Raw genomic sequence first — 23,344 nt, forward strand, 5'->3', positions numbered from 1 at the left:
GAGGAAAATTTAATGAATAAATTACAAGAATTAAGACAAAAACGTGCTAAAGCTTGGGATCAAACCAAGGATTTTTTAGATGATTGCTATAAAGTGTCAGATGTCTTATCAGCAGAAGATACGCAGCGCTATGAAGCGATGGAGGAAGAAGTTATTTCTTTAGGTCATGAAATTGAACGTTTAGAAAAACAACTAGAAATGGATAAAGTGATGAACCAAGCTACTTCACAAGGTATTGTCACATCACCGCAGAGTACAAAAGAAATTGCGTCAGGGAAAGCTAGCCCAGAATATGAACAAGCATTTTGGAATGTAATGCGCGGTAAGAATAGCGGTGTTATACAGAATGCACTGCAGGTTGGAACGGATTCAGAAGGTGGGTATTTAGTCCCAGATGAATTTGAACGACAATTAATAGAAGGATTAGAGTCAGAAAATATCTTCCGCCGCATTGCGAAAGTCATTCAAACGAGTAGCGGTGAACGAAAAATTCCAGTGGTCGCTTCAAAAGGAGATGCTTCTTGGATGGATGAAGAAGGGTCCTATGTTGAGAGTGATTTGAGTTTCAATCAAGTTTTATTAGGAGCTCATAAATTGGGGACTTTAGTAAAAGTATCAGAGGAATTATTAAACGATTCTGCGTTTAATTTACCAAGTTATATTGCGCGTGAGTTTGCTCGCCGATTAGGATCTAAGGAAGAAGAGGCCTTCTTAGTAGGGGATGGGGTTGGAAAACCATTAGGGCTACTTTCTGATAATTCTGTGGAGGTAGGAATTACTACTACTTCTGATAAGGCAATCACTTTCGATAATCTTATTGATTTATATTATTCCGTTAAAGAGCCTTACCGTAAAAATTCAGTATTCATTATGAATGACCAAACGGTCAAAGCCATTCGTCAGCTAAAGGATACTAATGGCCAATATATCTGGCAGCCATCTTTAGTGGCCGGTACACCAGATAAAATTTTAAACTGTCCTGTCCTAACCTCTCCTTATGTTCCGGAAATTGCAGCTGGAGCAACCACTGTGATTTTTGGTGATTTCAGTTACTACTGGATTGCGGATCGAGAAGGACGCAGCTTTAAACGATTAAATGAATTATATGCGACGACAGGTCAGGTTGGTTTTTTAGGGTCACAAAGAGTGGACGGAAAGCTGATCTTACCAGAAGCTGTTAAGTTATTAAAACAAAAAGCAGGAGCATAATAGTTAGTAGGTGAATGTAATGGTAGTTAGTTTAGAAGAAGCAAAGCTATTTTTAAGGGTAGAGAATGAAGTTGAAGATAGTCTGATTACTCAACTCATTCAATCCTCCCAGCAAACTGTAGAAAATACATTAAGACACTCATTGACAGAATATGATGAAGTCCCAGCAGATATTATCATGGCTATCCTTTATGGGGTAGCCTATTTATATGAAAATCGAGAAACTGCAGATTTTAAATCCATGATTCAGTTAATGAGGGCGATTCTGTTTCCTTATCGAAATGAGGTTTTTTAATGAATATTACGATCAATGATTTAAACCAAAGAATGAGTTTTGCAGAGGAACGCACATTAGTGGATGAATATGGGACGCCATATGGGAAAGAGTATGTTGAATTTGGATCCGCATGGGCTCATGTATCAAATCTTCATGGTGATGAGTATTATTCAGCTTTAGGATTATCATTAGAAAAGGAATTAAAATTTACAATCCGGTATCGAGACGACATTTCTGAAGATACTGCGATAACGTTTAGAGACAATGTTTATAACATTACCTTTATCGATAATATCCGCTATCGCAATCGATTTATGGAATTACGTGCATCTTTGAGAGGTGGGTGAAGACGATTGAAAACACTATTAAATTCAAATGTAGTAAATAATACAAGCGCAATTGTTGGCGGCATTTTGGGATGGTATCTGGGGCCAATAGACGGTCTACTGACATTTCTTGTTGCTTTGGTTCTATCGGATTATGTGACTGGTTTATTAAGAGCCTACCATGATCATGAATTGTCGAGTCGAGTAGGGCGTAAAGGTATTACCAAGAAATTTATGATTTTCGTCATTGTAAGTCTAGCTAACTTATTAGATGTTCATATTTTTGGAGGAGAGTCCGCAGTGTTGAGAACAACAATAATCAGTTTTTATGCCTCAAATGAAGGATTGTCAATATTGGAAAATGCGATTCAAATAGGGTTGCCAGTTCCTGCCAAAATCAAAGAAGCGCTCAAACAAATTAATCAGTCTGAAGATAAAGATTCGGAAAGTTAGGAGGAATTATGGAATTAAATTATCAAGGTGCTACCTTCGCGTTAGAGGTTATTCAGCTTATATTAGACAAATCAAAAACTTACTTAATATTACCTTCCTTATTAATTACACAACTACATGTTGAAAGTATGTGGGGCAAGAGTCCGGTTGCGATTCAAAATAATAACTTATCGGGTATGAGTATGCCTTTTAATGAAGAAAGTTTAGATGTTGTAGTGAGACCTTCAGGGATTACTGTGACCAAAGGAAGTAAGCGACCGGATAGAGAAGGGGGGTATTATTATCGATATCATTCGTTAGAGGACTTTGTTGATGATTGGACCTACTTATTACGTCCTGGAGGAATTTATAACGTGAGTGGTCAAAGAGAGTTTGAAGTAGCTGTTAAAGGTCTATTTAAGGTGGGCGGTGCAAAATATGATTATGCAGCGATTGGCTATAAGAATTACTTAAAACTAATGATTGCTAGAAGAAAAGCAATTAACGCAGCAAATTCAGGGGCGTTGGATATATTAGATGAAGGAGGAATGCAGATGCCTGTAAGTGCAAATAATATAATACAAGTAGCAAAAAAATACCTTGGTATGACTAAACAATCAACTAACCATAAAAATTTAATTGACCGTTATAATCAGGTGAAGCCATTACCAGTGGGCTATCCTGTAAAATATACCGATGATTGGTGTGATGCCTTTATAACTGTTATATCCGATGAAGCAGGGGCAACAGACTTAATTGGGCGGGAGTGTGGGGTCGAACGTCATAAAAATATCTTTAAACAAAAAGGGATCTGGTATCAACTTAAATCTTCTGAGAACACATACTTACCTTTGCCAGGTGATATCGTTATTTTTAGATGGGATCATCTACGAACTGGCTGGGCACAACACATTGGGCTGGTAGAATCGGTATCTGGAAATAACATCAATACAATAGAGGGGAATGCGATTATTAATGGTGTTTCGCAAGTAGCCAGAAGAAGCTATCATAAGTATTCTAGTACCATTCAGGGCTATGCAAGAGCGCGTTATGGTTTTGTGACATCCAACAGAGGACTTCCTATTCAAGAAGTAGCACGTGAAGTGATTCAAGGAAAATGGGGAAATGGAAATGCTCGGACACAACGATTAGAACAAGCCGGCTATGATGCGGTAAAAGTTCAAAAAGAAGTGAACCGTCAAATCCAACCCATTACAAAGGAGCAGTTAGTTGGTGAAATTATTTCCGGAAAGCATGGCAACGGTCAAGAGAGAATTCAAAGCATTCGTTCACTGGGGCATGATCCAGAACTGATACAAAAAGCAGTAAATGAGAAGTTAAAAAATGATAAAGACCTAATTACATTGTCTTCTGAACAAGCAGCAGGTGGTGAGCAGCCTCAACCAAGAAAAGGAGAAGGTGAAGTCGAAGTAGATGGCGTAATATATTTAGTAACCATGAAAGAGAAATAATAAGATGACCTACTAGCATTCTGTGCTGGTAGGTCTATTTTTTTGCCTAAATTTTTTAGACCGTCCGAATTCATTCATTCTCCTGGCTAATAGTAAGAGGGAGACTAACTTACAAAAGAACTCACCTCTATTTTGGCGATAAAGCAATAAGGAGGAGAACGATGAAAGACAAAATAACAACATCACAATTTTATGGTGAAATAGATTATTTTCTGTCTGAACAAGCCTTAAATGAATTAAAGGAAGTCGGTCTAATCACCGAGGAGGAAAAGGCGGAAATACATCAATTAAACTTAGAAAAATTCAATCCATACTTAAAGGATTTACTGGCCTAAAACGTTGATAGTATAAGGTTTGAGAGGTAATATGTGACTGCCGAAGGAGGTGAGATTATGAAGAAAGTAACAAAAATAGAAGCGGTGCAGCAACCGTTAAATAATAATCGAACTCGTGTAGCAGCTTACTGTAGAGTGTCAACGGATAGCGAAGAACAATTAGGTTCTTTAGAAAGTCAAGTGGCGCATTATGATCAACTCATTGATTCTCATCCAGAATGGGATAAAGTAGGGATCTATTCGGATGATGGTATTACCGGAACGAATATGGAGAAACGGCCAGGTCTACAATCTCTAATTGATGATTGCAAGCAATTAAAGATTGACCTTGTGTTGATAAAATCCATTTCAAGATTTTCAAGAAACATCTTGGAATGTTTAACCGTAGTCAGAGAATTAAGTGCGTTAAAAATAGCTATTCATTTCGATAAAGAAAACTTGAATACACAACAGATGGATGGTGAATTATTACTATCCTCAATGAGTATCTTAGCGGAGAATGAATCACGAACAATATCCGAAAATATCAAGTGGGCATTGAGAAAGCGCGTTGAGAATAATTCCTATCGACACATTAGTGCACCATATGGTTATAAAGTTATAAATAATAATCTAGAAATAGATGAAAAGGAAGCAAGGATTATCCAAGATATTTTCGAAAGCTATCTGGCTGGGGAAGGGACTTATCGCATTGCCAATAAGCTCAACTCTAAAAATATAACTCCGCCTAGGAAAGAGATATGGCGAGAAAGTACGATTCTGTATATTTTGACAAATGAACGTTATGTTGGAGATTTTTTGTATCAAAAAACATACACTGACTCGGAATTTCAGCGTCATGTTAACGACGGTGACGTTGATATGTTATACATTCCAGATAATCATGAGGCTATTATTTCAAGAGAAGACTTTGAAAAAGTTAAGGATTTACTCAGTAATCGAAGTGAAACCAAAGTAAGTCGAGGCAATACTGTCTACCCCTTGACGAAGAAAATAATATGCGGTCATTGTGGAAGTAATTATAAAAGGAGAATTCACTATTCCACTAATCAAAGCAATTACATAGCTTGGTGCTGTCCTACGCATATCAGTAACAAGGAACAATGCCCGATGAAATTTATAAAAGAAACTGACATTCAAGCGGCATTCATGACCATGATAAACAAGCTAATATTTGCTAGAGAAGAACTTATTGAAGAAACGATTGACGCTTTTAGTGAAACATCTTTTGTCACTCAAAACCGATTGAATCTTGTAGAGGAAAAAATTATGGATTGTCAGAATAACATCCAAACACTTACGGAACTCAAGAGTAGTGGGTTGATAGATGTTGAATTTTATCATCAGTACTTGAACCGAATTGAACAAGAAAAGAAGAATCTGTTGAACGAAAAACGAACTGTTCTTGAGGAAGATGAAAATAAATTAATTCGATTTCAAGAATTAAAGAAACTGAATCAATTTTTGAAACGAAGGAATCCATTTAATGAGCATGAGGATAGTGTATTAAGTGAATTCTTAGAAAGGGTAAAAGTAGAGAATCGAGAAACCTTTCATTTTTATCTAAAATGTGGTTTAAGATTTACGGAAAGGAGTAGCCAATGAAAACCTATTACGGATATCAGATAAAACATGGTGAAATAACAGTCGATGAAAACGAAGCGAGAATAATTAGGGACTTATTTGAAATATACTTAACTGGAAAGTCTTTGGTTAAAGTGGGTGAAGAAGCGGGCCTCAATAAAACCCATGGATTTATTGGTAGGGTTCTGGCAAATCCAATATATATGGGGACCGATTTTTATCCGGCAATTGTTTCAATAGAACTATTTGAAAAAGTTCAAATGGAACGTGAGAGGCGAAAAAATAAGCTAGGACGAAACTTTGAGTGTAAGCCCCTTAAAATGTCTATCTCTACTAAGTTTCAATGGAAGGAAAAAGCCAAATTACCACGAGACCCCCTACGAAAGGCATCAGTGCTGTATGAAAGCATAGAGGTGGAAGTATGAAAGATAAAAGAGTTATGGTAATTCCAGCTCGTAAAAAATTACAAGAGGGTGCATTAGATAAAGAACATCCAAAATTGAGAGTCGCTGCTTACTGTCGAGTATCTACAGAAAGTGAAGAACAAACTGGAAGTTTCGAGACCCAGGTTAGTCACTATACGAATTATATTAACAAAAATCCTGACTGGCGATTAGTTGATATTTATGCGGATGAAGGTATTTCAGGGACTAATACTAAGAACCGGCGCGAATTTAACCGGATGATAAATGAGTGTTTGACAGGAAATATTGATTTAATCATCACAAAATCAATTTCAAGATTTGCTAGAAATACCTTGGATTGTCTAAAATATATTAGACAGCTAAAAGCAAAGAATGTAGCAGTGTACTTTGAGAAAGAAAACATTAACACTTTGGATTCAAAAGGGGAAGTTCTGATTACCATCATGGCATCTCTTGCTCAGCAAGAAAGTGAATCTATGAGTAAAAACATCAAGTTAGGATTACAATATCGATATCAACAAGGCCAGGTGAAATTTAATACAACCCGGTTCTTAGGCTATGATTCCGATGATGAAGGTACGTTAATCATTAATCAGGAACAGGCAAAGGTGGTCAGGCGCATCTTTAAAGAATACCTTGAGGGGAAAGGGACGGGACGAATTGCACGAGGCTTGATGAACGACAAAATCCCAACGGGATCCGGCAAACTAAAATGGTCGGGAGATAGTATTAACCGCATTATTAGCAATGAAAAATATATGGGAGATGCCTTACTTCAAAAAACCTATACTGTGGACTTCCTCACCAAAACGCGGGTGGAAAATGACGGGACAGTCCCACAGTATTATATCGAAGACAACCATGAGCCGATTGTTTCCAAAGAAACCTTTCATTTGGCTCAACAAGAAAAGGCTAGAAGAAGTAACTTATATTCAGGCAAACGAAAACAGAAGCGAGTGTACCAAGGGAAGTATGCCTTATCAGGCAAAGTGATTTGTGAACACTGTGGGGATATTTTTAGACGAGTAAAATGGAACAGTCGAGGAAGTAAAGCGACTGTCTGGCGGTGTGTGACTCGCCTTACTGACCATACGCAATGTCAGGCGAGAACGGTTAAGGAAGATCTCCTTCATGAAGCAGTATTAGAGGCGATTAATGAGTTCATAGGAGATAAAGGTAACTACTTGAAAGTTTTGGAGAAAAATATTACCCAAGTTCTTAATAACAAATACGATGAAACAGCGGAAGATGTTGATAATCAGTTACACGATTTACAAAAGCAATTATATCAATTTGCAAATCAGAAAGAAGACTATGAACGCATAGCAGAGCGAATATTTAAACTTCGAGAAAGGAAACAGCAACTTTTAATTGAGAATGCAACCAATGAAGAGAAGCGGAGACGCTGGTCAGACATCAAAGCTTTTTTGAAAACTCAGCACACTCGTCTGGAGGAGTATGGTGAGGGTTTGACGAATCGATTGGTCGAGGGAGTGGTCATTAAGGATGAATGTATTGAAGTCGAGTTGAAGACTAGGGACATAATTAATATTGACAAATAAGAGAGACATTGGGCTATGCAGTGATGCTGCATAGTTTTATGTCTCTCTTTTTGCTATAATAGGTTCGAAACCTAAAACTCGCAAAATTATTAGAAGAATTATTTCGCACGTAAGGTAGTTTTTTTTTGATAGATTAGGAGAATAAAGCGAATAATTATGAATAAATCGTGCGTGAATCGTGCGTGAATCGTGCAAAAAAATCAAGAAATAAATAAAGAATCCCTTTACAAAGGGCTCTTTTTAGAAAATAATCGTGCGTGAATCGTGCTAAAATAGAAAAAATAGAGGTATATAGATGGATAAAGAAAAATTATTAGAGTTAACCGAGGGAAAGAACGTTGAACTAAAAAAAGCAAAAAATAATGTTCCAGACTCATTCTGGGATACTTATTCTGCTTTCGCCAATACTGATGGTGGTCTTGTGGTATTTGGAGTGGATGAGAAAAATAATGAAGTGACTGGAGTAGATGATCCTTATAAACTAAGAGATGATTTGTTTAACTTGCTTAATAACACTCAAAAAGTTAGCGCAAATATTATTGAAGATGAAGATGTTCGAATTATAAATCTAGAGGATGGCACAAATGTCATTTTCGTTCATATCCCAGAAGCACCATATAATTTAAAACCAATTTATCTAAAGAATAACCCCCGGTTAGCAATAGAAAGGGCTTATAATGAAAAGACAACAAATTAAATACACACAAAATTTTATAACTGCTAAAGAAGACATTGAAGGCATATTATCCTTAACTAATATCTCACAGAATGATTTATTATATGAGATAGGATCTGGTAAAGGACATTTTACAAAAGAATTATGCAAAATTTGTAAGGAAGTAACTGCCATTGAAATTGATACAAAGATGTGTGAGGCAACTAGAAAAAGAGTTGGAAATCAAAATAATCTTAACATTATTAATGAGAATGTTTTGTCCTATAATTTCCCTCATGACAAGGATTATAAAATATTTGGAAATATACCTTACAACATCAGTACCGATCTTGTAAAAAAGATTGCTTACGAAACCTCGGCAAGCGACAGTTTTTTAATTGTAGAAGAAGGCTTTGCAAAAAGATTATTAGATATGAATCGAGCTTTGGCATTAATCCTTAGAAAAGATTTAGAAATATCAATCGTAAAAAATATTCCGAGAACAATATTTCATCCTAGACCTAGTGTTGACTCTTCACTAATTAGAATGAAAAGACTCAATAATTATATGACATCAAGAGATAGACAAATCTATGAGGATTTTGTGTATAGCTAGGTGAATAAAGATTATCGAAAATTATTTACTAAAAACCAAATTCGAAGAGTTAAACAAAATGTAAAGATTAATGATTTTAGTCAGGTCACATTGGAACAATTTGATAGTATATTTGAGAGTTATCAATTGTTTAATTAAATTTATAGATTATGATTCTTAAGTTTTATTCCTAATGTTGGCTAGACTATTGATATGTAGACAAACATAAATTCAGGCGGATTGCACAATGAGCAATTTTTAAGACATATTGATGAAAAGAGTGATGTATATTTGAAAAGCTCTACTAATACTAATATGAGCTGGATATAATCTTTTTGAAAGATTGATTGAAGAATTAGTTAAACATTAATCTTAACGAAAAATAGGAGAGACATGGAGCTATGCAGTGATTATGCATAGCCTTTGTCCCTCTTTAGTATTATTTTAAAGAAAATTTGTGTCATGTGTCGTATATAAATATTTACTTTGAAGGCACTTTTCAATAAAATTTGAGTGATAACAAGAAAACTTTGTGCAGATGACTTACCAGAAGAAGTAATTTCTTGTAAGGTTCTGTCTAGTCGATATGGAGGAGAAAAAGCATGAATTTAACAACAGAAAGAATGACCTTGAGAACTTTTAAATCACAAGATTTAAGAGATCTATTAGATTTTTATCAAGATGAAGAGGTTTGTAAATACTTGTTACATGAGCCATGGGATGATAGTACTTCTACTGAGTTATTAAATGAGAAAATAAATAATAATGAGCTTTCTGAAGCGAAGTTGTTGAACATAGCTTGTGTGTTAGAGGAGAAAGTTATCGGGGATATTTCTGTTTGGTACACCGATATGAAAGAAACGGTAGAAATTGGCTATGTTTTTAATCCTAAGTATTCTGGACGTGGATATGCAAGTGAAGCGGTAACGAGAGTGATTGGCTATTTATTTTCAGAACATAATGTTCATCGTATCCAGGCGGTGCTAGATGCAAGAAATTTTGCCTCAGCGAAATTATGTCAAAGAGTAGGTATGCGACAAGAGGCACACTTTATCCAAGATTATTGGAGTAAAGGCGAATGGACGGATAGTTACGTCTATGCAATTTTGGCATCTGAGCATGTAATCTAATTACCATCCAAACCACACTTCCAACATACTATTATCAATTAATACGTTAACCACCATACATGTGGAGTGTATAGTATTGATGCAAAAGGTAAAAGTGTAATATGTTGCTATATCAGCTTTTTGAATGTGTTTACCATATTCTAGAGGCTGGTTTTTTAATATGATGGGTTTGGAAACGGTTGAGTTGGGGAATTGTATCCAATATTTAATAGCTAGTATGTGGGAATTGGTCAACACCTTTTCATATAAAAAATAAATAAAAATAAATTTAAGTAGCCTACTTATTATGGGGTTATTCTATATAGATAGTTAGGTTAAATGTGATTAGTTAAGCCATTCCAGAAAGTGAGGGAACCAATGGATTTAAAGGACAACATGTATTATATTCCAGCGAGGCGTCAACCGAAACGGAAGCGAGTGGCTATTTATGCACGTGTAAGCTCTAATACAAAAGATCAGTTACGAAGTCTAGCTAATCAAGTTTCGGCCTTAACTCAGAAAGTCTCCATAGTGGAGGATTGGCTGTTAGTTGATATCTATATTGATGTAGCCTCAGCCAAAGCAAAATAAAAGCGGGAAGAGTATAACCGTCTCATTGATGATTGTCGCAATAAAAAAGTAACCATCGTTCTCACTACGAGTGTGAGTCGTTTTGGTCGAGATACGATTGAAGCATTGAAGACAGTCAGATTACTCAAGGAATTAAAAGTTCGAATAATTTTTGAAAAGGAGGCAATAAACACACTCGATGCCAAGGGTGAGGTTTTGCTGACTATTATGGCATCTTTGGCACAGCAGGAAAGCCAGAGCCTTTCACAAAACGTTAAGCTTGGACTACAGTACCGATATCAACAAGGAAAGGTACAGGTCAACCATAAACGGTTTATGGGCTACAGCAAAGATGAAGATGGAAATTTAATCATTGTCCCCGAAGAAGCTGAGATTATCAAACGCATCTACCGAGAATACCTTGAAGGTCAGAGTCTAGTGGGCATTGGTCGGGGTCTTGAAAAGGATGGTATTTTAACAGCAGCAGGAAAACCAAGATGGCGACCGGAATCAGTTAAGAAGATCCTTCAAAACGAAAAACACATCGGAGATGCCCTTCTTCAAAAGACAGTCACAGTAGATTTTCTGACCAAGAAACGAGTGAAGAACGAAGGTCATCTTCCCCAGTATTATGTTGAAAATAGCCATGAAGCGATTATTCCAAAAGAACTATTCTTGCAGGTTCAGGAGGAAATTCATCGAAGAAGCAATATCTACACAGGAGAAGGTAAGAGCAAACGAACTTATAGCAGTAAGTACGCTTTAAGTGCCATCACCTTCTGTGGAGAATGTGGCGATACTTATAGGAGAACATATTGGAATATTCACGGCAGAAAAGAATTTGTCTGGCGATGCGTTACTAGATTTGAGCAGGGTCCTGAAGTCTGTAAGAACCGAACCGTAAAAGAAGATGAACTCTATGGAGCTGTGATGACCGCAGTTAATAAGCTGCTTTCAGGTGGCGATAACATGATAAAAACACTGGAAGAAAATATTCATGCTGTGATTGGTGAAACGACAGAATACCAAATTTCAGAGATTAACAACTTATTGGAGGAAAAGCAAAAAGAACTTATCAAGCTGGCGAACAAGGGTCAAGACTATGAATATCTAGCAGATGAAATTGATGAGCTGCGAGATAAGCGCCAGACCTTTTTAGTAGAAGATGCCTCTCTCAGTGGAGAGAACGAGCGAATCGGTGAGGTGATTGAATTTATCCGCAATAATAAATTCCGTACCTTAGAGTACGACGATAAGCTTGTGAGAAAGATAATCCAGAGCGTTACAGTCTATGAAGACCACTTTATCATAACCTTTAAATCTGGCATCGAATTGGAAGTATGAGACTCATTCCATAATTTTTATATTGAACATATCATCTTGTTGTGTTATTCTATAAATTGGTATAAATAAAGATGTAGGAGGAACCGAACCTATGACAGCCTCAATGCGTTTAAGATAAGCTGGCAATAAAAAAAGCAGAATCTATCCCCGATGATAGGCTTTTTTGTTGTGCTTATTTATACGATATTGAGCATTCATTAGTTACGGTGAGGATATTGGTTATTTAACTATACCTTTATTTAACTATGTCTTTAATATGAATGTTTCCAAATTGTATGTATGCAGACCAAAAGCCACATTGTGGGGTTTGGCCTGCATTTTTTATTGCCTAGAATGCTATTCAAAATAGAAATTCAAGCAAAATAATATGCAGGAGATAATATAAATGGAAAAATACAACAATTGGAAACGAAAATTTTATGCAATATGGGCAGGGCAAGCAGTATCATTAATCACTAGTGCCATCCTGCAAATGGCGATTATTTTTTACCTTACAGAAAAAACAGGATCTGCGATGGTCTTGTCTATGGCTTCATTAGTAGGTTTTTTACCCTATACGATTTTGGGGCCTGCCATTGGTGTGCTAGTGGATCGTCATGATAGGAAGAAGATAATGATTGGTGCCGATTTAATTATCGCAGCAGCTGGTGCAGTGCTTGCTATTGTTGCATTCTATATGGAGCTACCTGTCTGGATGGTTATGATAGTATTGTTTATCCGTAGCATTGGAACAGCTTTTCATACCCCAGCGCTCAATGCGGTTACATCACTTTTAGTACCAGAAGAACAGCTAACGAAATGCGCAGGCTATAGTCAGTCTTTGCAGTCTATAAGTTATATTGTTAGTCCGGCAGTTGCAGCACTCTTATACTCCGTTTGGGATTTAAATGCTATTATTGCCATCGACGTATTGGGTGCTGTGATTGCATCTATTACGGTAGCAATTGTACGTATACCTAAGCTGGGTAATCAAGTGCAAAGTTTGGAACCAAATTTCATAAGAGAAATGAAAGAAGGAATTGTCGTTCTGAGACAAAACAAAGGATTGTTTGCCTTATTACTCTTAGGAACACTATATACTTTTGTTTATATGCCAATTAATGCACTATTTCCTTTAATAAGCATGGAATACTTTAATGGAACACCTGTGCATATTTCTATTACGTAAATTTCCTTTGCCTTTGAAATGCTAGCAGGAGGCTTATTGTTAGGAAGATTAGGGAGCTTCGAAAAGCGTGTATTACTAATAACTAGTTCATTTTTTATAATGGGGGCCAGTTTAGCCGTTTCGGGAATACTTCCTCCAAATGGATTTGTAATATTTGTAGTTTGCTGTGCAATAATGGGGCTTTCGGTGCCATTTTATAGCGGTGTGCAAACAGCTCTTTTTCAGGAGAAAATTAAGTCTGAATATTTAGGACGTGTATTTTCTTTGACCGGAAGTATCATGTCACTTGCTATGCCAATTGGGTTAATTCTTTCTGGATTCTTTGCTGATAAAATCGGTGTAAATCATTGGTTTTTACTATCAGGTATTTTAATTATTGGCATTGCTATAGTTTGCCCAATGATAACTGAGGTTAGAAAATTAGATTTAAAATAAACAATATTGGAGGGATATTTATGTATCTTATTTTCATGTAATTCTTCCTGCTAAAATCGCAGGGTTTTCCCTGCGTACAAGCAAATGAAAGCATGCGATTATAGACAGGAGGAAATGTTATGGAATTAATATTAAAAGCAAAAGACATTCGTGTGGAATTCAAAGGACGCGATGTTTTAGATATAAATGAATTAGAAGTATATGATTATGACCGTATTGGTTTAGTAGGAGCAAATGGTGCAGGAAAAAGCACTTTACTCAAGGTACTTTTAGGAGAATTAATTCCCCCAGGATGTAAAATGAATCGTCTGGGTGAACTTGCCTATATTCCCCAGTTGGACGAAGTAACTCTGCAGGAGGAAAAAGATTTTGCACTTGTAGGCAAGCTCGGTGTTGAGCAATTAAATATACAGACCATGAGCGGTGGTGAAGAAACAAGGCTTAAAATAGCACAGGCCTTATCGGCACAGGTTCATGGTATTTTAGCGGATGAACCTACGAGCCATTTAGACCGTGAAGGAATTGATTTTCTAATAGGACAGCTAAAATATTTTACAGGTGCACTGTTAGTTATTAGCCATGACCGCTATTTTCTTGATGAAATAGTAGATAAAATATGGGAACTGAAAGATGGCAAAATCACTGAGTATTGGGGAAACTATTCTGATTATCTTCGTCAGAAAGAGGAAGAAAGTAAGAGCCAAGCTGCAGAATACGAACAATTTATTGCGGAACGTGCCCGATTGGAAAGGGCTGCAGAGGAAAAGCGAAAACAGGCTCGTAAAATAGAACAGAAGGCAAAAGGTGCTTCAAAGAAAAAAAGTACTGAAGGCGGAGGGCGTTTAGCTCATCAAAAATCAATAGGAAGTAAGGAAAAAAAGATGCATAATGCCGCTAAATCCCTAGAGCACAGGATTGCGGCCTTAGGAAAAGTAGAAGCTCCGGAAGACATTCGCAGAATTCGTTTCAGGCAAAGTAAAGCATTGGAGCTCCATAATCCATACCCTATAGTCGGTGCGGAAATTAATAAAATATTTGGGGATAAGGCACTGTTTGAAAATGCATCTTTTCAAATTCCGCTAGGAGCAAAAGTAGCGATAACTGGAGGTAATGGAACAGGAAAAACAACCTTAATCCAAATGATCTTAAATCATGAAGATGGAATTACTATTTCACCTAAGGCCAAAATAGGATACTTTGCACAAAATGGTTACAAGTACAACAGTAATCAAAAAGTCTTGGAATTTATGCAGGAGGATTGTGATTACAATGTTTCAGAAATTCGTTCTGTGTTAGCATCAATGGGAATTAAACAAAACGACATAGGAAAAAGCTTAGCTGTTTTAAGCGGTGGTGAAATTATGAAATTATTGTTAGCTAAAATGCTTATGGGTAGATATAACATCCTACTAATGGATGAACCCAGCAACTTCCTTGACATACCAAGCTTAGAGGCTTTGGAAATATTAATGAAGGAGTATTCTGGAACTATAGTGTTTATCACCCATGACAAACGGCTACTCGATAATGTGGCTGATGTGGTTTATGAAATTAGTGATAAGAAAATAAATCTGAAACATTAAATTTAAGGTAGTCGCTGGTCAATATAGTCTATTCTGGCTGGCGACTCCATTGTTAAAGAGTATAAAGACTTTTTCTAATAATGTCGTAACGTTATTTGTTGAGAAAGAGATTGGAGGGTTATTATTGTTTATACGAGTTGTTCCGTACGACCCCTTTTGGGAAGTAGAGTATGAAAATGAATCACAGAAGATAAGTAACATATTGAAGGATATATTGGTGGAGATTTACCATATTGGCAGTACAGCAGTTAAGGGGTTACATGCTAAACCAATCATAGATATAATGCCCGTAGTGACAAATATTAGTTTGGTTGATAAGCATAACGAAGAATTTGTAGCCATTGGGTATGAGTGTATGGGTGAGTTTGGTATTAAAGGGCGGAGATATTTACGTAAAGGTGGCGATAACAGGACATACCAAATTCATATTTTTGAGCAAAGCAATCACAAAGATATTAATAGGCATATAGCGGTAAGGGACTTTCTGCGTACACATCCTGACATCGCTTTAGAGTATGGTGAATTAAAGATGGAGCTGGCTTATCGATTCCCGGAGGATATTGAAGGCTACTGCGCTGGCAAGGATGCATTTGTAAAGCAACTAGAAAAGGATGCTTTGCTGTGGTATCAAAATAATAAATCATATAAAACACAATAAAATATATAAAAATATGAGAGTGAGTTATATTCTATGTTAGGATCAGATAAGAAAAATTATACCCAAATAAAATATCAAAATGGTTTGTTCTATAAGTAACCTACCGAAAAACCCAATGCAGAGATTGGTGAATACACTTACTATAGTGATGATGAAAAAGTCTCCTGAGGAATTTTTACAATAATATAGAGCACCACTATGAATTTCTTGGAGATAAGCTAATCATCGGTAAATTTTGCGCTATTGCAGAGGGTGTTAGGTTTATCATGAATGGAGCAACTCATAGGATGTATGAAGTTACAACCTATCCCCTTTAATATCTCTACCGGTGGATGGGAAAAAGTAACTCCTGCAATAGAACAACTTCCTTTTCAGGGTGACACAGTGATTGGCAATGATGTGTGGATAGGTCAAAATGTAATCATAATGCCGGGTGTTAAAAATGGAGAAGGTGCAATTATTACTGCTAACTCAACAGTAGTCCTTGTTAGAATCTTTTTTCTTTAACAGCAATAGAGAATTTCGATATCTTCCCACATACGCAAGCCCACAGTGGATATGTTCCCTCAAAGAGAATTCAGTAAAAAAGGAAAATGGAAATTGTCCTTTGACAGCTATCCACTCATCTCAAAACATGTTGAATGTGTTGTCAGCCTGATTCGAAAATAAGCATTCAACTGGAGATAAGTATATTTGATATCAAAGTAAATAATGAACGTGCAGTGCAGTTCCGAAAATGGGCAGGACAGGCTGTTTTAGTCTGACTATGACAGATATTTACTTGAGTTGGAAGAGAAAGTTAGAGAAGAGTAAACGGGAAATTTGAATTTTACAGGGAGGTTAGATTATGATTATTTTGATAGCAGGAGCTTCACATACAGGAAAAACAGCATTGTCACAGAAGCTGCTTGAAAAATATAAATATCCATATTATTCAATAGACCATTTGAAGATGGGTTTAATAAGAAGTGGCAACACGGAACTTACCCCAACAAGTGATGATTCAGATTTAACAGCATATTTGTGGGCGATTGTTCGTGAAATGATTAAGACAGCAATAGAAAATAAGCAGAATTTGATTGTGGAAGGCTGTTATATTCCATTTGATTGGGCGAAAGATTTTGAAAAAGAGTATCTTGATAGTATCAAATATTATTGTCTTGTAATGAGTGAGGATTATATTAGAAATAATTTTGCAGATATAAAAAGCTATGCAAGTATAATCGAAATTCGTTTTGATGATGATTGTTGTACTTTGGATTCAGTGATAGAAGATAATAGGCAAGTCTTGGAACACGCCATCGCACACGAAGTTAATTATATACTTATTGATGACGAGTACAAAATAGATATTGATTTAGAGAGATAAATTTCAATTCCACAGACATATTCCCACAAACGACTCAATTACAAAAAGGCTATGGACTTGATAGTAATTACCAACATCATTCGAACATAAGCCTACTCCAACATCATATTATCAATCCACAACTTATCCTCTCCACATGTTGAGACGCTTGTGGTTTGTAACATTTCAGCGAAAGAACTCCCTAAGTCTTTAATTGTAGTTGAAGTTCAGTTCATTATAATAGTTGTAATTGTAAGTAATATTTTTAAATTTAGTCGACTTTATTGTGCACAGATTATCGGGTGGGTAATTAAATCCTTTGATAATATTGAAATTGAAAGGAGGTTGTTTGATGGATACGTTAAGTAATATGAATAAAGCTTTGGCATATATTGAAGAGCATCTAACTGAAGAAATTGATTACAGTGAAGTGTCGAAAATTGCTTACTGCTCAGAGTATCATTTTAAAAGGATGTTTTCATTTTTATCAGGAATTGGTTTGTCAGAATATATTCGAAGAAGGAGATTAACGCTGGCTGCTCTTGATTTGAAAGATACAAATTTGAGAATAATCGATGTGGCTGTCAAATATGGTTATGATTCAGCTGATTCGTTTTCCCGTGCTTTTCATTCTATGCATAGTATTCTTCCTTCTGAAGCAAGAAGTGAGAACACGCAGTTAAAAGCCTATCCTAGAATGACCTTTCAATTATCAATTAAAGGAGGATGCGAGATGAATTATCGTATTGTTGAGAAAGGGTCGTTTAAGTTAGTAGGATTTAAAAAGAGAGTTGCAATTGTTTTTGAAGGTGTCAATCCAGAGATTGCAAAAATGACTGAACTTTTAACCCCTAAGGTTATTAATGAATTAAAAGCACTCTCAAATATAGAGCCAACAGGGATTATTAGTGCATCTGCTAATTTTTCGGAAGGAAGAATGGAAGAAAAAGGCGAGCTAGATCATTATATCGGTGTAACAACTTCAAGTGATGAAACAGGAGAATTCGATGTATTGGAAATAGAAGCCAGTACTTGGGCTGTTTTCGAATCTGTTGGGCCATTCCCAGAAACACTTCAAAATATTTGGGGAAGAATATACTCTGAATGGTTTCCATCTTCAGGGTACGAGGTTGCACCGGGGCCAGAAATTTTGTGGAACGAGAGTCCTGACACCGAAAATCCGAAGTACCGAAGTGAAATCTGGATTCCGGTAAAGAAAAATAACAACTAATTATATCACTGTTATAGTTGAGGGCGCTCTTTAGTAAGAGTGTCCTTTTTATTTAAAATCTCAAAAGAGAATGTTGATATATTTCCACATACAAAAGCTTACAGTGGATATCTTCTCTCTAAGAGAAGAATTTTCAGGCTGCTAATATTTAACAGTTATTCCATCATATTGAAATTAGAAAACAACTATGCTTCACGCCAAATGAGATTGGATGAATGAGTAGATGACTTGGATAAAAAACTAATTTTTGATGAATTCAATGAAAATGAACGCAAAATATTGGCTTATTTATATGGGAATGAGCGGATTACAGTAAAAATAGCTGCTGAATTAATTGAAATGATTACAGAAACAACTAGATTTTTTTTTTATGTTGGAAAAAGGATCAGTTGGATGGCACGGTAATTCAAAGAATGACCCCAAACAATACTATTCGCTTCCCTTCGCTAATAGAAATTTTTAACCTTGTTAGTTTAATAGTAATTGAGAGTAGATTTTGTAGTAATTGGTAGTAATTTGACAGTAGTTTGCTAGTAATGACTAATATCATTTAACTAGACCCGCTTCCAAAATATCAAAATCAATCCAAAGCTTATGCTCAACACATGTGGAGACGCTAGCTTTGATGTCAAAAGTTGCACCCTGACAAGTAAATAAAGTGTAGAAAACAGGGGGTTATTCTAAGATTATCGTTAAAAGGTAATGTTAGCTTGGGATACCCCTTGTTTGTTAGGTGAAAAATTATGTAAGAGGGAACATATCTAAGAGTGCAAGCATACACCAGGAAATGAATGACATGAAAAATGCACCCCCTTGCACCCCCCTCTTGAAACGAATATCATTTTTTCAGAACACTCATTATGTTGTAAAAAGAAGAATAAATATCAATAAAGTAAAAGCGAAGTATTTTTAGAAAGCGACTAGTACGGTAAATGCACATAAAAATCTAAAACTCTAATGCCGTATAAGTGTTGGTTTTAATTTAAGACTTGAATGAGGTTATTGATTCATGTTCTTAAACAATTGATAGAGTTCATCACCAGACTCAGGCATTCCGCGTTTCATCCATTCAATTAACCAACCGTAGATACCATATGCCCAAAATGACTTAATATAGGCTTCAATATTTTCCATTTCAGGGGTTATTTGTATTGTACGAATAATGGTTTCTTGTATTATAGTCGACATACCAGCATGATATAGAATTGTATAAAAGTCTTTATGTTGTTTATAGAAATCAAATAGAGAAGGAAAAAGTGTCTGGGGTGAAGAATCCGGATTTGATTCATAAAGTTTTCCCCATTCTTTTATGAGCCTATCAGATTCTTCTTTAAGAATATCTTCCTTCGTTTGATAGTTACGGTAAAATGATACTCTTCCAACCTGAGCTTTTTTTGTAAGTTCACTAATAGAAATTTCATCTATAGCTTTCTCTTTTAAAAGTTCTAGGAGGGCAAGAGTAATCTGTTTTTTTACATAAGTGTTTTTTTGGTGGTTATTAATATTCATAAGATGATACAAACCTCTTCAATCTGTTTCATTTTGATGAAACAGTTATTTCCTCAAAAAAGATATGATACACTTGTTACAACAATAATTCAAGTGATATTTATTGTTTGCCTTAGACGAGACAAAATGAATAGAATTTATCAAGAAAGAAAGTTAGCTTATTAATGATTATCTGATGGGGCTTTTAAGGAATACAAAAAATATAGTAAAAGTGAAAAGAGGAGAATTCTAAAGTGGAGGAGAGAACTGCAAAGAAAAAACATAAAGAGCTGAAAATATTTTTCTCAGTATTTGGTGTTTTGATCACGCTACTTATAATACTTTATATTGTCATTACAACAAATACACAGATAGTTGTGGGAGCGATTCAGAAACTGACGTATGGAAATTCCCCCATTAATTCTTATGAACCATTTTATGAACCTATTCATGGAAAAAAAGAAAATGGTCAATATCTCATTAGTGAAATTCGCTATGATGCAGAATATCCAAATAGTTATCTGGATGTAATTTATCCTGATGCAAACTTGATGACAAATCGTCCTACCCTCTTCTATTTTCATGGTGGAGGTTTTTTTGCAGGTAGTAAGAACATGGGCGATCCATTAGCAGAGACTGATGCTACTGCTTTATTGGACGATATTTGTGCACAAGGATATAACATCGTGAATGTGGACTATGGTCTCGTTCCCGATTGCCGTTTTCCAGTTCCATTGATTCAAGCAAACCGTGCTTTTGCCTATATGATGGAGCATCAAAAGGAATACCATCTGAATATGGATAATATTATAATCATGGGTTCATCTGCTGGAGCAATTATGACAAGTCAGCTTGGAAGTATTATCACGAATCCTACCTATGCTGAGTCATTAGGTATTGTACCTGTGTTAAATCCGAATCAAGTAAAAGCAGTTGTGTTAGATGATGCACCTCTTGACTATAAGAATTTTAATATTGCAACGAAAATGCTTGTTGGTAATTATGTAAAAGGAAGTATCTATCTATCGAATGATGATATTCTGAAATATAACAACATGGAAAGCTTAACTGCGGAATATCCTAGTGCTTTTTTGCTCGGAAGTGAATATAGGCACGATATGAATGTCATGCACAATAAACTTAATGAGCTTGGAGGTGAAAATATTCTTGTTGATCCATACATAGAATATGGTGAGCTCAAAGATCATGGCTTTATTGGTGCAGAGCGCACAGATCCGATTGCAAAGGAGGCGTTTGACCGTTTGATTGATTTCTTGAATGATAAAACGAAATAATGCGTCAGATCATTTCGAATGATGGTCTTATCATCAAGAGGTTTTTTATATTTTGCGTGAATTGATCCATAAGTTAACTTGATTTTATTAGGAGATTTGTTATGATAAAATTATTGAAAATATTTGGTATAGCCTTATTGATTATTATGATTGTCATTGTGATTTTAATCAGTGTGCTGTTCATCAAAGGCAAGATGGACGAAGGAAAGGCATATCTTACCGATGAATACTATAAGGATTTTAAGAGTGATTCGATGGTTGAAATGAAGTATTCCAATCGAGGTGATTTTGAAACAGCATATACAGAATTCGACTCTGATAACCAAAGTATCCAAAAGATACGCATCTGGTATCCAAAAGAATTGGAGAATACGAATAAAAAGTACCCAATGATACTCGTAGTCAATGCGAGTAGTACTAGAGCAGTCAATTACAAACCCTTTTTTGATAGACTGGCAAGTTGGGGATTTATTGTAGTTGGCAATGATGATCCGCAAACGGGGACAGGTGAGACGGCTTCCAAAACGCTGGATTTTGTACTTTCTCTTGGGACCGAGAGTGTGTTATCGGATAAAATTAATCAAGAAAATATTGCTATCATCGGTTACTCACAGGGGGGAGCTGGAGCGTTGGCAGCTGTGACAAAGTATGAAATCGGTAAAACATATAAAACAATCTTCACAGGAAGTGCTGCATATCCATTACTCGCTACAAATATGGGTTGGGATTATGATATAAGTAAAATAAGAATTCCATATTTTATGGTAGCGGGAACAGGAAAATCAGATGATGCTGGTGTAGAAGATGTTACAAAAGAATTTGCGGGTGTGAGTCCTTTAAAGGATATGATTGAGATTTATGAAAAAATTCCTGAAGATGTTGCAAAAATTCGTGCGAGAGCATCTGGTGCCGAGCACGAGGATATGCTTGAACGTTCTGATGGGCATAATGTTTATCCTCCTAAATTAGAAGGGGCAGCAGAACATTTTCCAAATTGGTTCAAAAAAGATTTAGAAAATATGATATTACGCAATAGAAACCATCCATCGATTATTGCTTGGAGTATTGGCAATGAAGTGGATTATCCAAATGATCCATATGCTAATCCTTTATTTGATGAAATGACAGGGAACAATGATAAGAGTAAACCTGCTGCAGAAAGAGAATATAATCCAAATCGCCCAGATATGAAAAGATTAACAACAATTGCGAATGAATTAATTCAAATAACAAAGGAAATGGATCCAACCCGGCCTGTTACACTTGCCGCAGCCTTCCCTGAACTGTCATCACAACTTGGTCTAATAGATAATCTAGATGTAGTGGGTTATAACTACAAGGAACATTTATATGAAGAAGATCATCAAAGATTCCCTAATAAACCATTTATAGGTAGTGAGAATAGTCATGGTTATAGAGAATGGTCTATAGCTAATGACCTTACATATATATCGGGTCAATTTTTGTGGACTGGGATTGATTATTTAGGAGAGGCACATGGTTGGCCAGTTCATGGGTCGCCAGCCGGTTTATTGACTTTAGCTGGTTTTGAAAAAGCTGAGTACTATAAAAGAAAAAGTTGGTGGAGTGAAAAACCAACACTTCATTTGACCACTTTACCTTTTAAGGAAAACAGTGAGCATCCTGAGTGGGAAGCTACTTATAGGAAATGGGAATATTTACCAAAGCAACAAGTGGAAATCAGATGCTACACTAATTCTTTATCAGTTAAATTAACGCTAGCTAATCAAGAAATTTCAAATTTTGAGTTTAATGAAAAATACGGTTATTATTCAGCAATTGTACCTTATAAGCCGGAGGCTCTTAAAGCGGAAGCTACTTTTGGAAGCGAAGTCTTAACTGACGAACTTCATCCTACTTATGGACCCGCGTTTATTAATGCTAAAATTGTTGACCTGCCTACAGAGTGGATTAACAAAATTGATGCTACGGATATTCAAGTTGAGAAAAATATGTATCAAATTGAATGTCATTTATTAGACATTAATGAAGAACCTACTTTAGCAGAAAAACCAGTACATATTGAAGTAGTGAATGGGACACTATTAGGAATTGAAAACGGTGATTTATCAGATGTAACGGAATATAGTGCATCATACCGACGGACTTATCAAGGGAAGTTAATCTGTTTTGTGAAAGCTAATGAAAACGATGAATTAATTGTTAAGTTTAAATCAGGTGGAATAGCTGAATTAGAATTACCGATTAAAGGTGTTTAAATC

General features: G+C 35.9%; 21 protein-coding genes and 4 pseudogenes. 24 read left to right on the plus strand and 1 reads right to left on the minus strand.

The genetic code is table 11. The features are described 5' to 3' along the window. The first annotated feature begins 12 nt into the window (after nt 1–12). The 22 genes and pseudogenes from ACTQ54_RS02125 to ACTQ54_RS02230 all read left to right on the plus strand — a co-directional run bounded on the left by ACTQ54_RS02125 (nt 13) and on the right by ACTQ54_RS02230 (nt 18,723). Complete coding sequence (locus ACTQ54_RS02125; RefSeq protein WP_197115142.1) at nt 13–1,209, plus strand: phage major capsid protein; 1,197 nt, start codon at nt 13–15, stop codon at nt 1,207–1,209. Between the two features lie 19 nt (nt 1,210–1,228). Continuing rightward, on the plus strand, nt 1,229–1,504 hold the full coding sequence (locus ACTQ54_RS02130) for a head-tail connector protein (protein ID WP_197115141.1): 276 nt from the start codon (nt 1,229–1,231) through the stop codon (nt 1,502–1,504). After that, nucleotides 1,504–1,833: a phage head closure protein gene (locus ACTQ54_RS02135; protein WP_274729988.1), complete on the plus strand. Its 330-nt coding sequence runs from the start codon at nt 1,504–1,506 to the stop codon at nt 1,831–1,833. Before ACTQ54_RS02130 ends, ACTQ54_RS02135 begins: the two co-directional genes overlap by 1 nt. A gap of 6 nt (nt 1,834–1,839) precedes the next feature. After that, nucleotides 1,840–2,265: a phage holin family protein gene (locus ACTQ54_RS02140; protein ID WP_274729989.1), complete on the plus strand. Its 426-nt coding sequence runs from the start codon at nt 1,840–1,842 to the stop codon at nt 2,263–2,265. Between the two features lie 8 nt (nt 2,266–2,273). After that, a complete protein-coding gene (locus tag ACTQ54_RS02145; protein WP_274729990.1) occupies nt 2,274–3,716 on the plus strand; it encodes a glucosaminidase domain-containing protein in 1,443 nt (480 codons plus the stop codon). Between the two features lie 161 nt (nt 3,717–3,877). Continuing rightward, nucleotides 3,878–4,051, plus strand: coding sequence for an SHOCT domain-containing protein (locus ACTQ54_RS02150; RefSeq protein ID WP_274729991.1), 174 nt, complete (start codon nt 3,878–3,880; stop codon nt 4,049–4,051). A gap of 57 nt (nt 4,052–4,108) precedes the next feature. Further along, nucleotides 4,109–5,656, plus strand: a complete 1,548-nt coding sequence (locus ACTQ54_RS02155) for a recombinase family protein (RefSeq protein WP_274729992.1) — start codon at nt 4,109–4,111, stop codon at nt 5,654–5,656. After that, entirely contained in the window at nt 5,653–6,060 is a 408-nt protein-coding gene (locus tag ACTQ54_RS02160; protein ID WP_218930249.1) for a recombinase family protein, read from the plus strand. Before ACTQ54_RS02155 ends, ACTQ54_RS02160 begins: the two co-directional genes overlap by 4 nt. Next, on the plus strand, nt 6,057–7,622 hold the full coding sequence (locus tag ACTQ54_RS02165; RefSeq protein ID WP_274729993.1) for a recombinase family protein: 1,566 nt from the start codon (nt 6,057–6,059) through the stop codon (nt 7,620–7,622). Before ACTQ54_RS02160 ends, ACTQ54_RS02165 begins: the two co-directional genes overlap by 4 nt. A 295-nt stretch (nt 7,623–7,917) precedes the next feature. Next, a complete protein-coding gene (locus ACTQ54_RS02170) occupies nt 7,918–8,319 on the plus strand; it encodes an AlbA family DNA-binding domain-containing protein (protein ID WP_274729994.1) in 402 nt (133 codons plus the stop codon). Further along, nucleotides 8,300–9,031 (plus strand): annotated as a pseudogene (gene erm, locus ACTQ54_RS02175) (23S ribosomal RNA methyltransferase Erm). The gene ACTQ54_RS02170 and the pseudogene erm overlap by 20 nt, the downstream one beginning before the upstream one ends. A gap of 443 nt (nt 9,032–9,474) precedes the next feature. Then, nucleotides 9,475–10,002 carry a GNAT family N-acetyltransferase gene (locus ACTQ54_RS02180; protein ID WP_006702270.1) on the plus strand — a complete coding sequence of 176 codons (528 nt, stop codon included), beginning with the start codon at nt 9,475–9,477 and terminating at the stop codon, nt 10,000–10,002. Between the two features lie 357 nt (nt 10,003–10,359). Then, entirely contained in the window at nt 10,360–10,572 is a 213-nt protein-coding gene (locus tag ACTQ54_RS02185) for a recombinase family protein (protein ID WP_441754228.1), read from the plus strand. Nucleotides 10,573–10,587: 15 nt separating this feature from the next. Beyond that, nucleotides 10,588–11,244, plus strand: a pseudogene (locus ACTQ54_RS02190) (recombinase family protein); the annotation flags it as partial. Further along, a complete protein-coding gene (locus ACTQ54_RS02195; protein ID WP_441754416.1) occupies nt 11,227–11,895 on the plus strand; it encodes a recombinase zinc beta ribbon domain-containing protein in 669 nt (222 codons plus the stop codon). The pseudogene ACTQ54_RS02190 and the gene ACTQ54_RS02195, both read left to right, overlap by 18 nt. A 385-nt stretch (nt 11,896–12,280) precedes the next feature. After that, nucleotides 12,281–13,498: pseudogene (gene mef(A), locus ACTQ54_RS02200) on the plus strand (macrolide efflux MFS transporter Mef(A)). A 119-nt stretch (nt 13,499–13,617) separates the two neighbouring features. Then, a complete protein-coding gene (msr(D), locus tag ACTQ54_RS02205) occupies nt 13,618–15,081 on the plus strand; it encodes an ABC-F type ribosomal protection protein Msr(D) (protein ID WP_441754230.1) in 1,464 nt (487 codons plus the stop codon). Between the two features lie 49 nt (nt 15,082–15,130). Beyond that, nucleotides 15,131–15,739, plus strand: a complete 609-nt coding sequence (locus ACTQ54_RS02210; protein ID WP_441754232.1) for a GrpB family protein — start codon at nt 15,131–15,133, stop codon at nt 15,737–15,739. Nucleotides 15,740–15,818: 79 nt separating this feature from the next. Next, nucleotides 15,819–16,219, plus strand: a pseudogene (locus ACTQ54_RS02215) (CatB-related O-acetyltransferase); the annotation flags it as partial. Nucleotides 16,220–16,586: 367 nt separating this feature from the next. Continuing rightward, nucleotides 16,587–17,108: a zeta toxin family protein gene (locus tag ACTQ54_RS02220; protein WP_441754234.1), complete on the plus strand. Its 522-nt coding sequence runs from the start codon at nt 16,587–16,589 to the stop codon at nt 17,106–17,108. A 331-nt stretch (nt 17,109–17,439) separates the two neighbouring features. After that, nucleotides 17,440–18,318: an AraC family transcriptional regulator gene (locus ACTQ54_RS02225; protein WP_441754236.1), complete on the plus strand. Its 879-nt coding sequence runs from the start codon at nt 17,440–17,442 to the stop codon at nt 18,316–18,318. A 228-nt stretch (nt 18,319–18,546) separates the two neighbouring features. Further along, nucleotides 18,547–18,723, plus strand: coding sequence for a hypothetical protein (locus tag ACTQ54_RS02230; protein ID WP_441754238.1), 177 nt, complete (start codon nt 18,547–18,549; stop codon nt 18,721–18,723). Nucleotides 18,724–19,317: 594 nt separating this feature from the next. On the opposite strand, the gene ACTQ54_RS02235 is transcribed toward ACTQ54_RS02230, so the two are convergent. Next, nucleotides 19,318–19,827 (minus strand): TetR/AcrR family transcriptional regulator, encoded by a 510-nt coding sequence (locus ACTQ54_RS02235; RefSeq protein ID WP_441754240.1) that lies wholly within the window; start codon nt 19,825–19,827, stop codon nt 19,318–19,320. Between the two features lie 233 nt (nt 19,828–20,060). Between ACTQ54_RS02235 and ACTQ54_RS02240 the strand changes: the two genes are divergently transcribed. After that, a complete protein-coding gene (locus ACTQ54_RS02240; protein ID WP_441754242.1) occupies nt 20,061–21,101 on the plus strand; it encodes an alpha/beta hydrolase in 1,041 nt (346 codons plus the stop codon). A 101-nt stretch (nt 21,102–21,202) separates the two neighbouring features. Beyond that, nucleotides 21,203–23,341, plus strand: coding sequence for a glycoside hydrolase family 2 TIM barrel-domain containing protein (locus tag ACTQ54_RS02245; protein ID WP_441754244.1), 2,139 nt, complete (start codon nt 21,203–21,205; stop codon nt 23,339–23,341). Nucleotides 23,342–23,344: the final 3 nt, after the last annotated feature.

Origin of the sequence: Fundicoccus sp. Sow4_H7 (assembly GCF_052115865.1) — a bacterium.
Lineage (GTDB): Bacteria > Bacillota > Bacilli > Lactobacillales > Aerococcaceae > Fundicoccus_A.

Coding starts and splice junctions, on each gene's coding strand:
- ACTQ54_RS02125 (WP_197115142.1), top strand. CDS start 13: ATGAATAAATTACAAGAATTAAGACAAAAACGTGCTAAAGCTTGGGAT.
- ACTQ54_RS02130 (WP_197115141.1), top strand. CDS start 1,229: ATGGTAGTTAGTTTAGAAGAAGCAAAGCTATTTTTAAGGGTAGAGAAT.
- ACTQ54_RS02135 (WP_274729988.1), top strand. CDS start 1,504: ATGAATATTACGATCAATGATTTAAACCAAAGAATGAGTTTTGCAGAG.
- ACTQ54_RS02145 (WP_274729990.1), top strand. CDS start 2,274: ATGGAATTAAATTATCAAGGTGCTACCTTCGCGTTAGAGGTTATTCAG.
- ACTQ54_RS02150 (WP_274729991.1), top strand. CDS start 3,878: ATGAAAGACAAAATAACAACATCACAATTTTATGGTGAAATAGATTAT.
- ACTQ54_RS02155 (WP_274729992.1), top strand. CDS start 4,109: ATGAAGAAAGTAACAAAAATAGAAGCGGTGCAGCAACCGTTAAATAAT.
- ACTQ54_RS02160 (WP_218930249.1), top strand. CDS start 5,653: ATGAAAACCTATTACGGATATCAGATAAAACATGGTGAAATAACAGTC.
- ACTQ54_RS02165 (WP_274729993.1), top strand. CDS start 6,057: ATGAAAGATAAAAGAGTTATGGTAATTCCAGCTCGTAAAAAATTACAA.
- ACTQ54_RS02170 (WP_274729994.1), top strand. CDS start 7,918: ATGGATAAAGAAAAATTATTAGAGTTAACCGAGGGAAAGAACGTTGAA.
- ACTQ54_RS02180 (WP_006702270.1), top strand. CDS start 9,475: ATGAATTTAACAACAGAAAGAATGACCTTGAGAACTTTTAAATCACAA.
- ACTQ54_RS02185 (WP_441754228.1), top strand. CDS start 10,360: ATGGATTTAAAGGACAACATGTATTATATTCCAGCGAGGCGTCAACCG.
- ACTQ54_RS02220 (WP_441754234.1), top strand. CDS start 16,587: ATGATTATTTTGATAGCAGGAGCTTCACATACAGGAAAAACAGCATTG.
- ACTQ54_RS02225 (WP_441754236.1), top strand. CDS start 17,440: ATGGATACGTTAAGTAATATGAATAAAGCTTTGGCATATATTGAAGAG.
- ACTQ54_RS02235 (WP_441754240.1), bottom strand. CDS start 19,827: ATGAATATTAATAACCACCAAAAAAACACTTATGTAAAAAAACAGATT.
- ACTQ54_RS02245 (WP_441754244.1), top strand. CDS start 21,203: ATGATAAAATTATTGAAAATATTTGGTATAGCCTTATTGATTATTATG.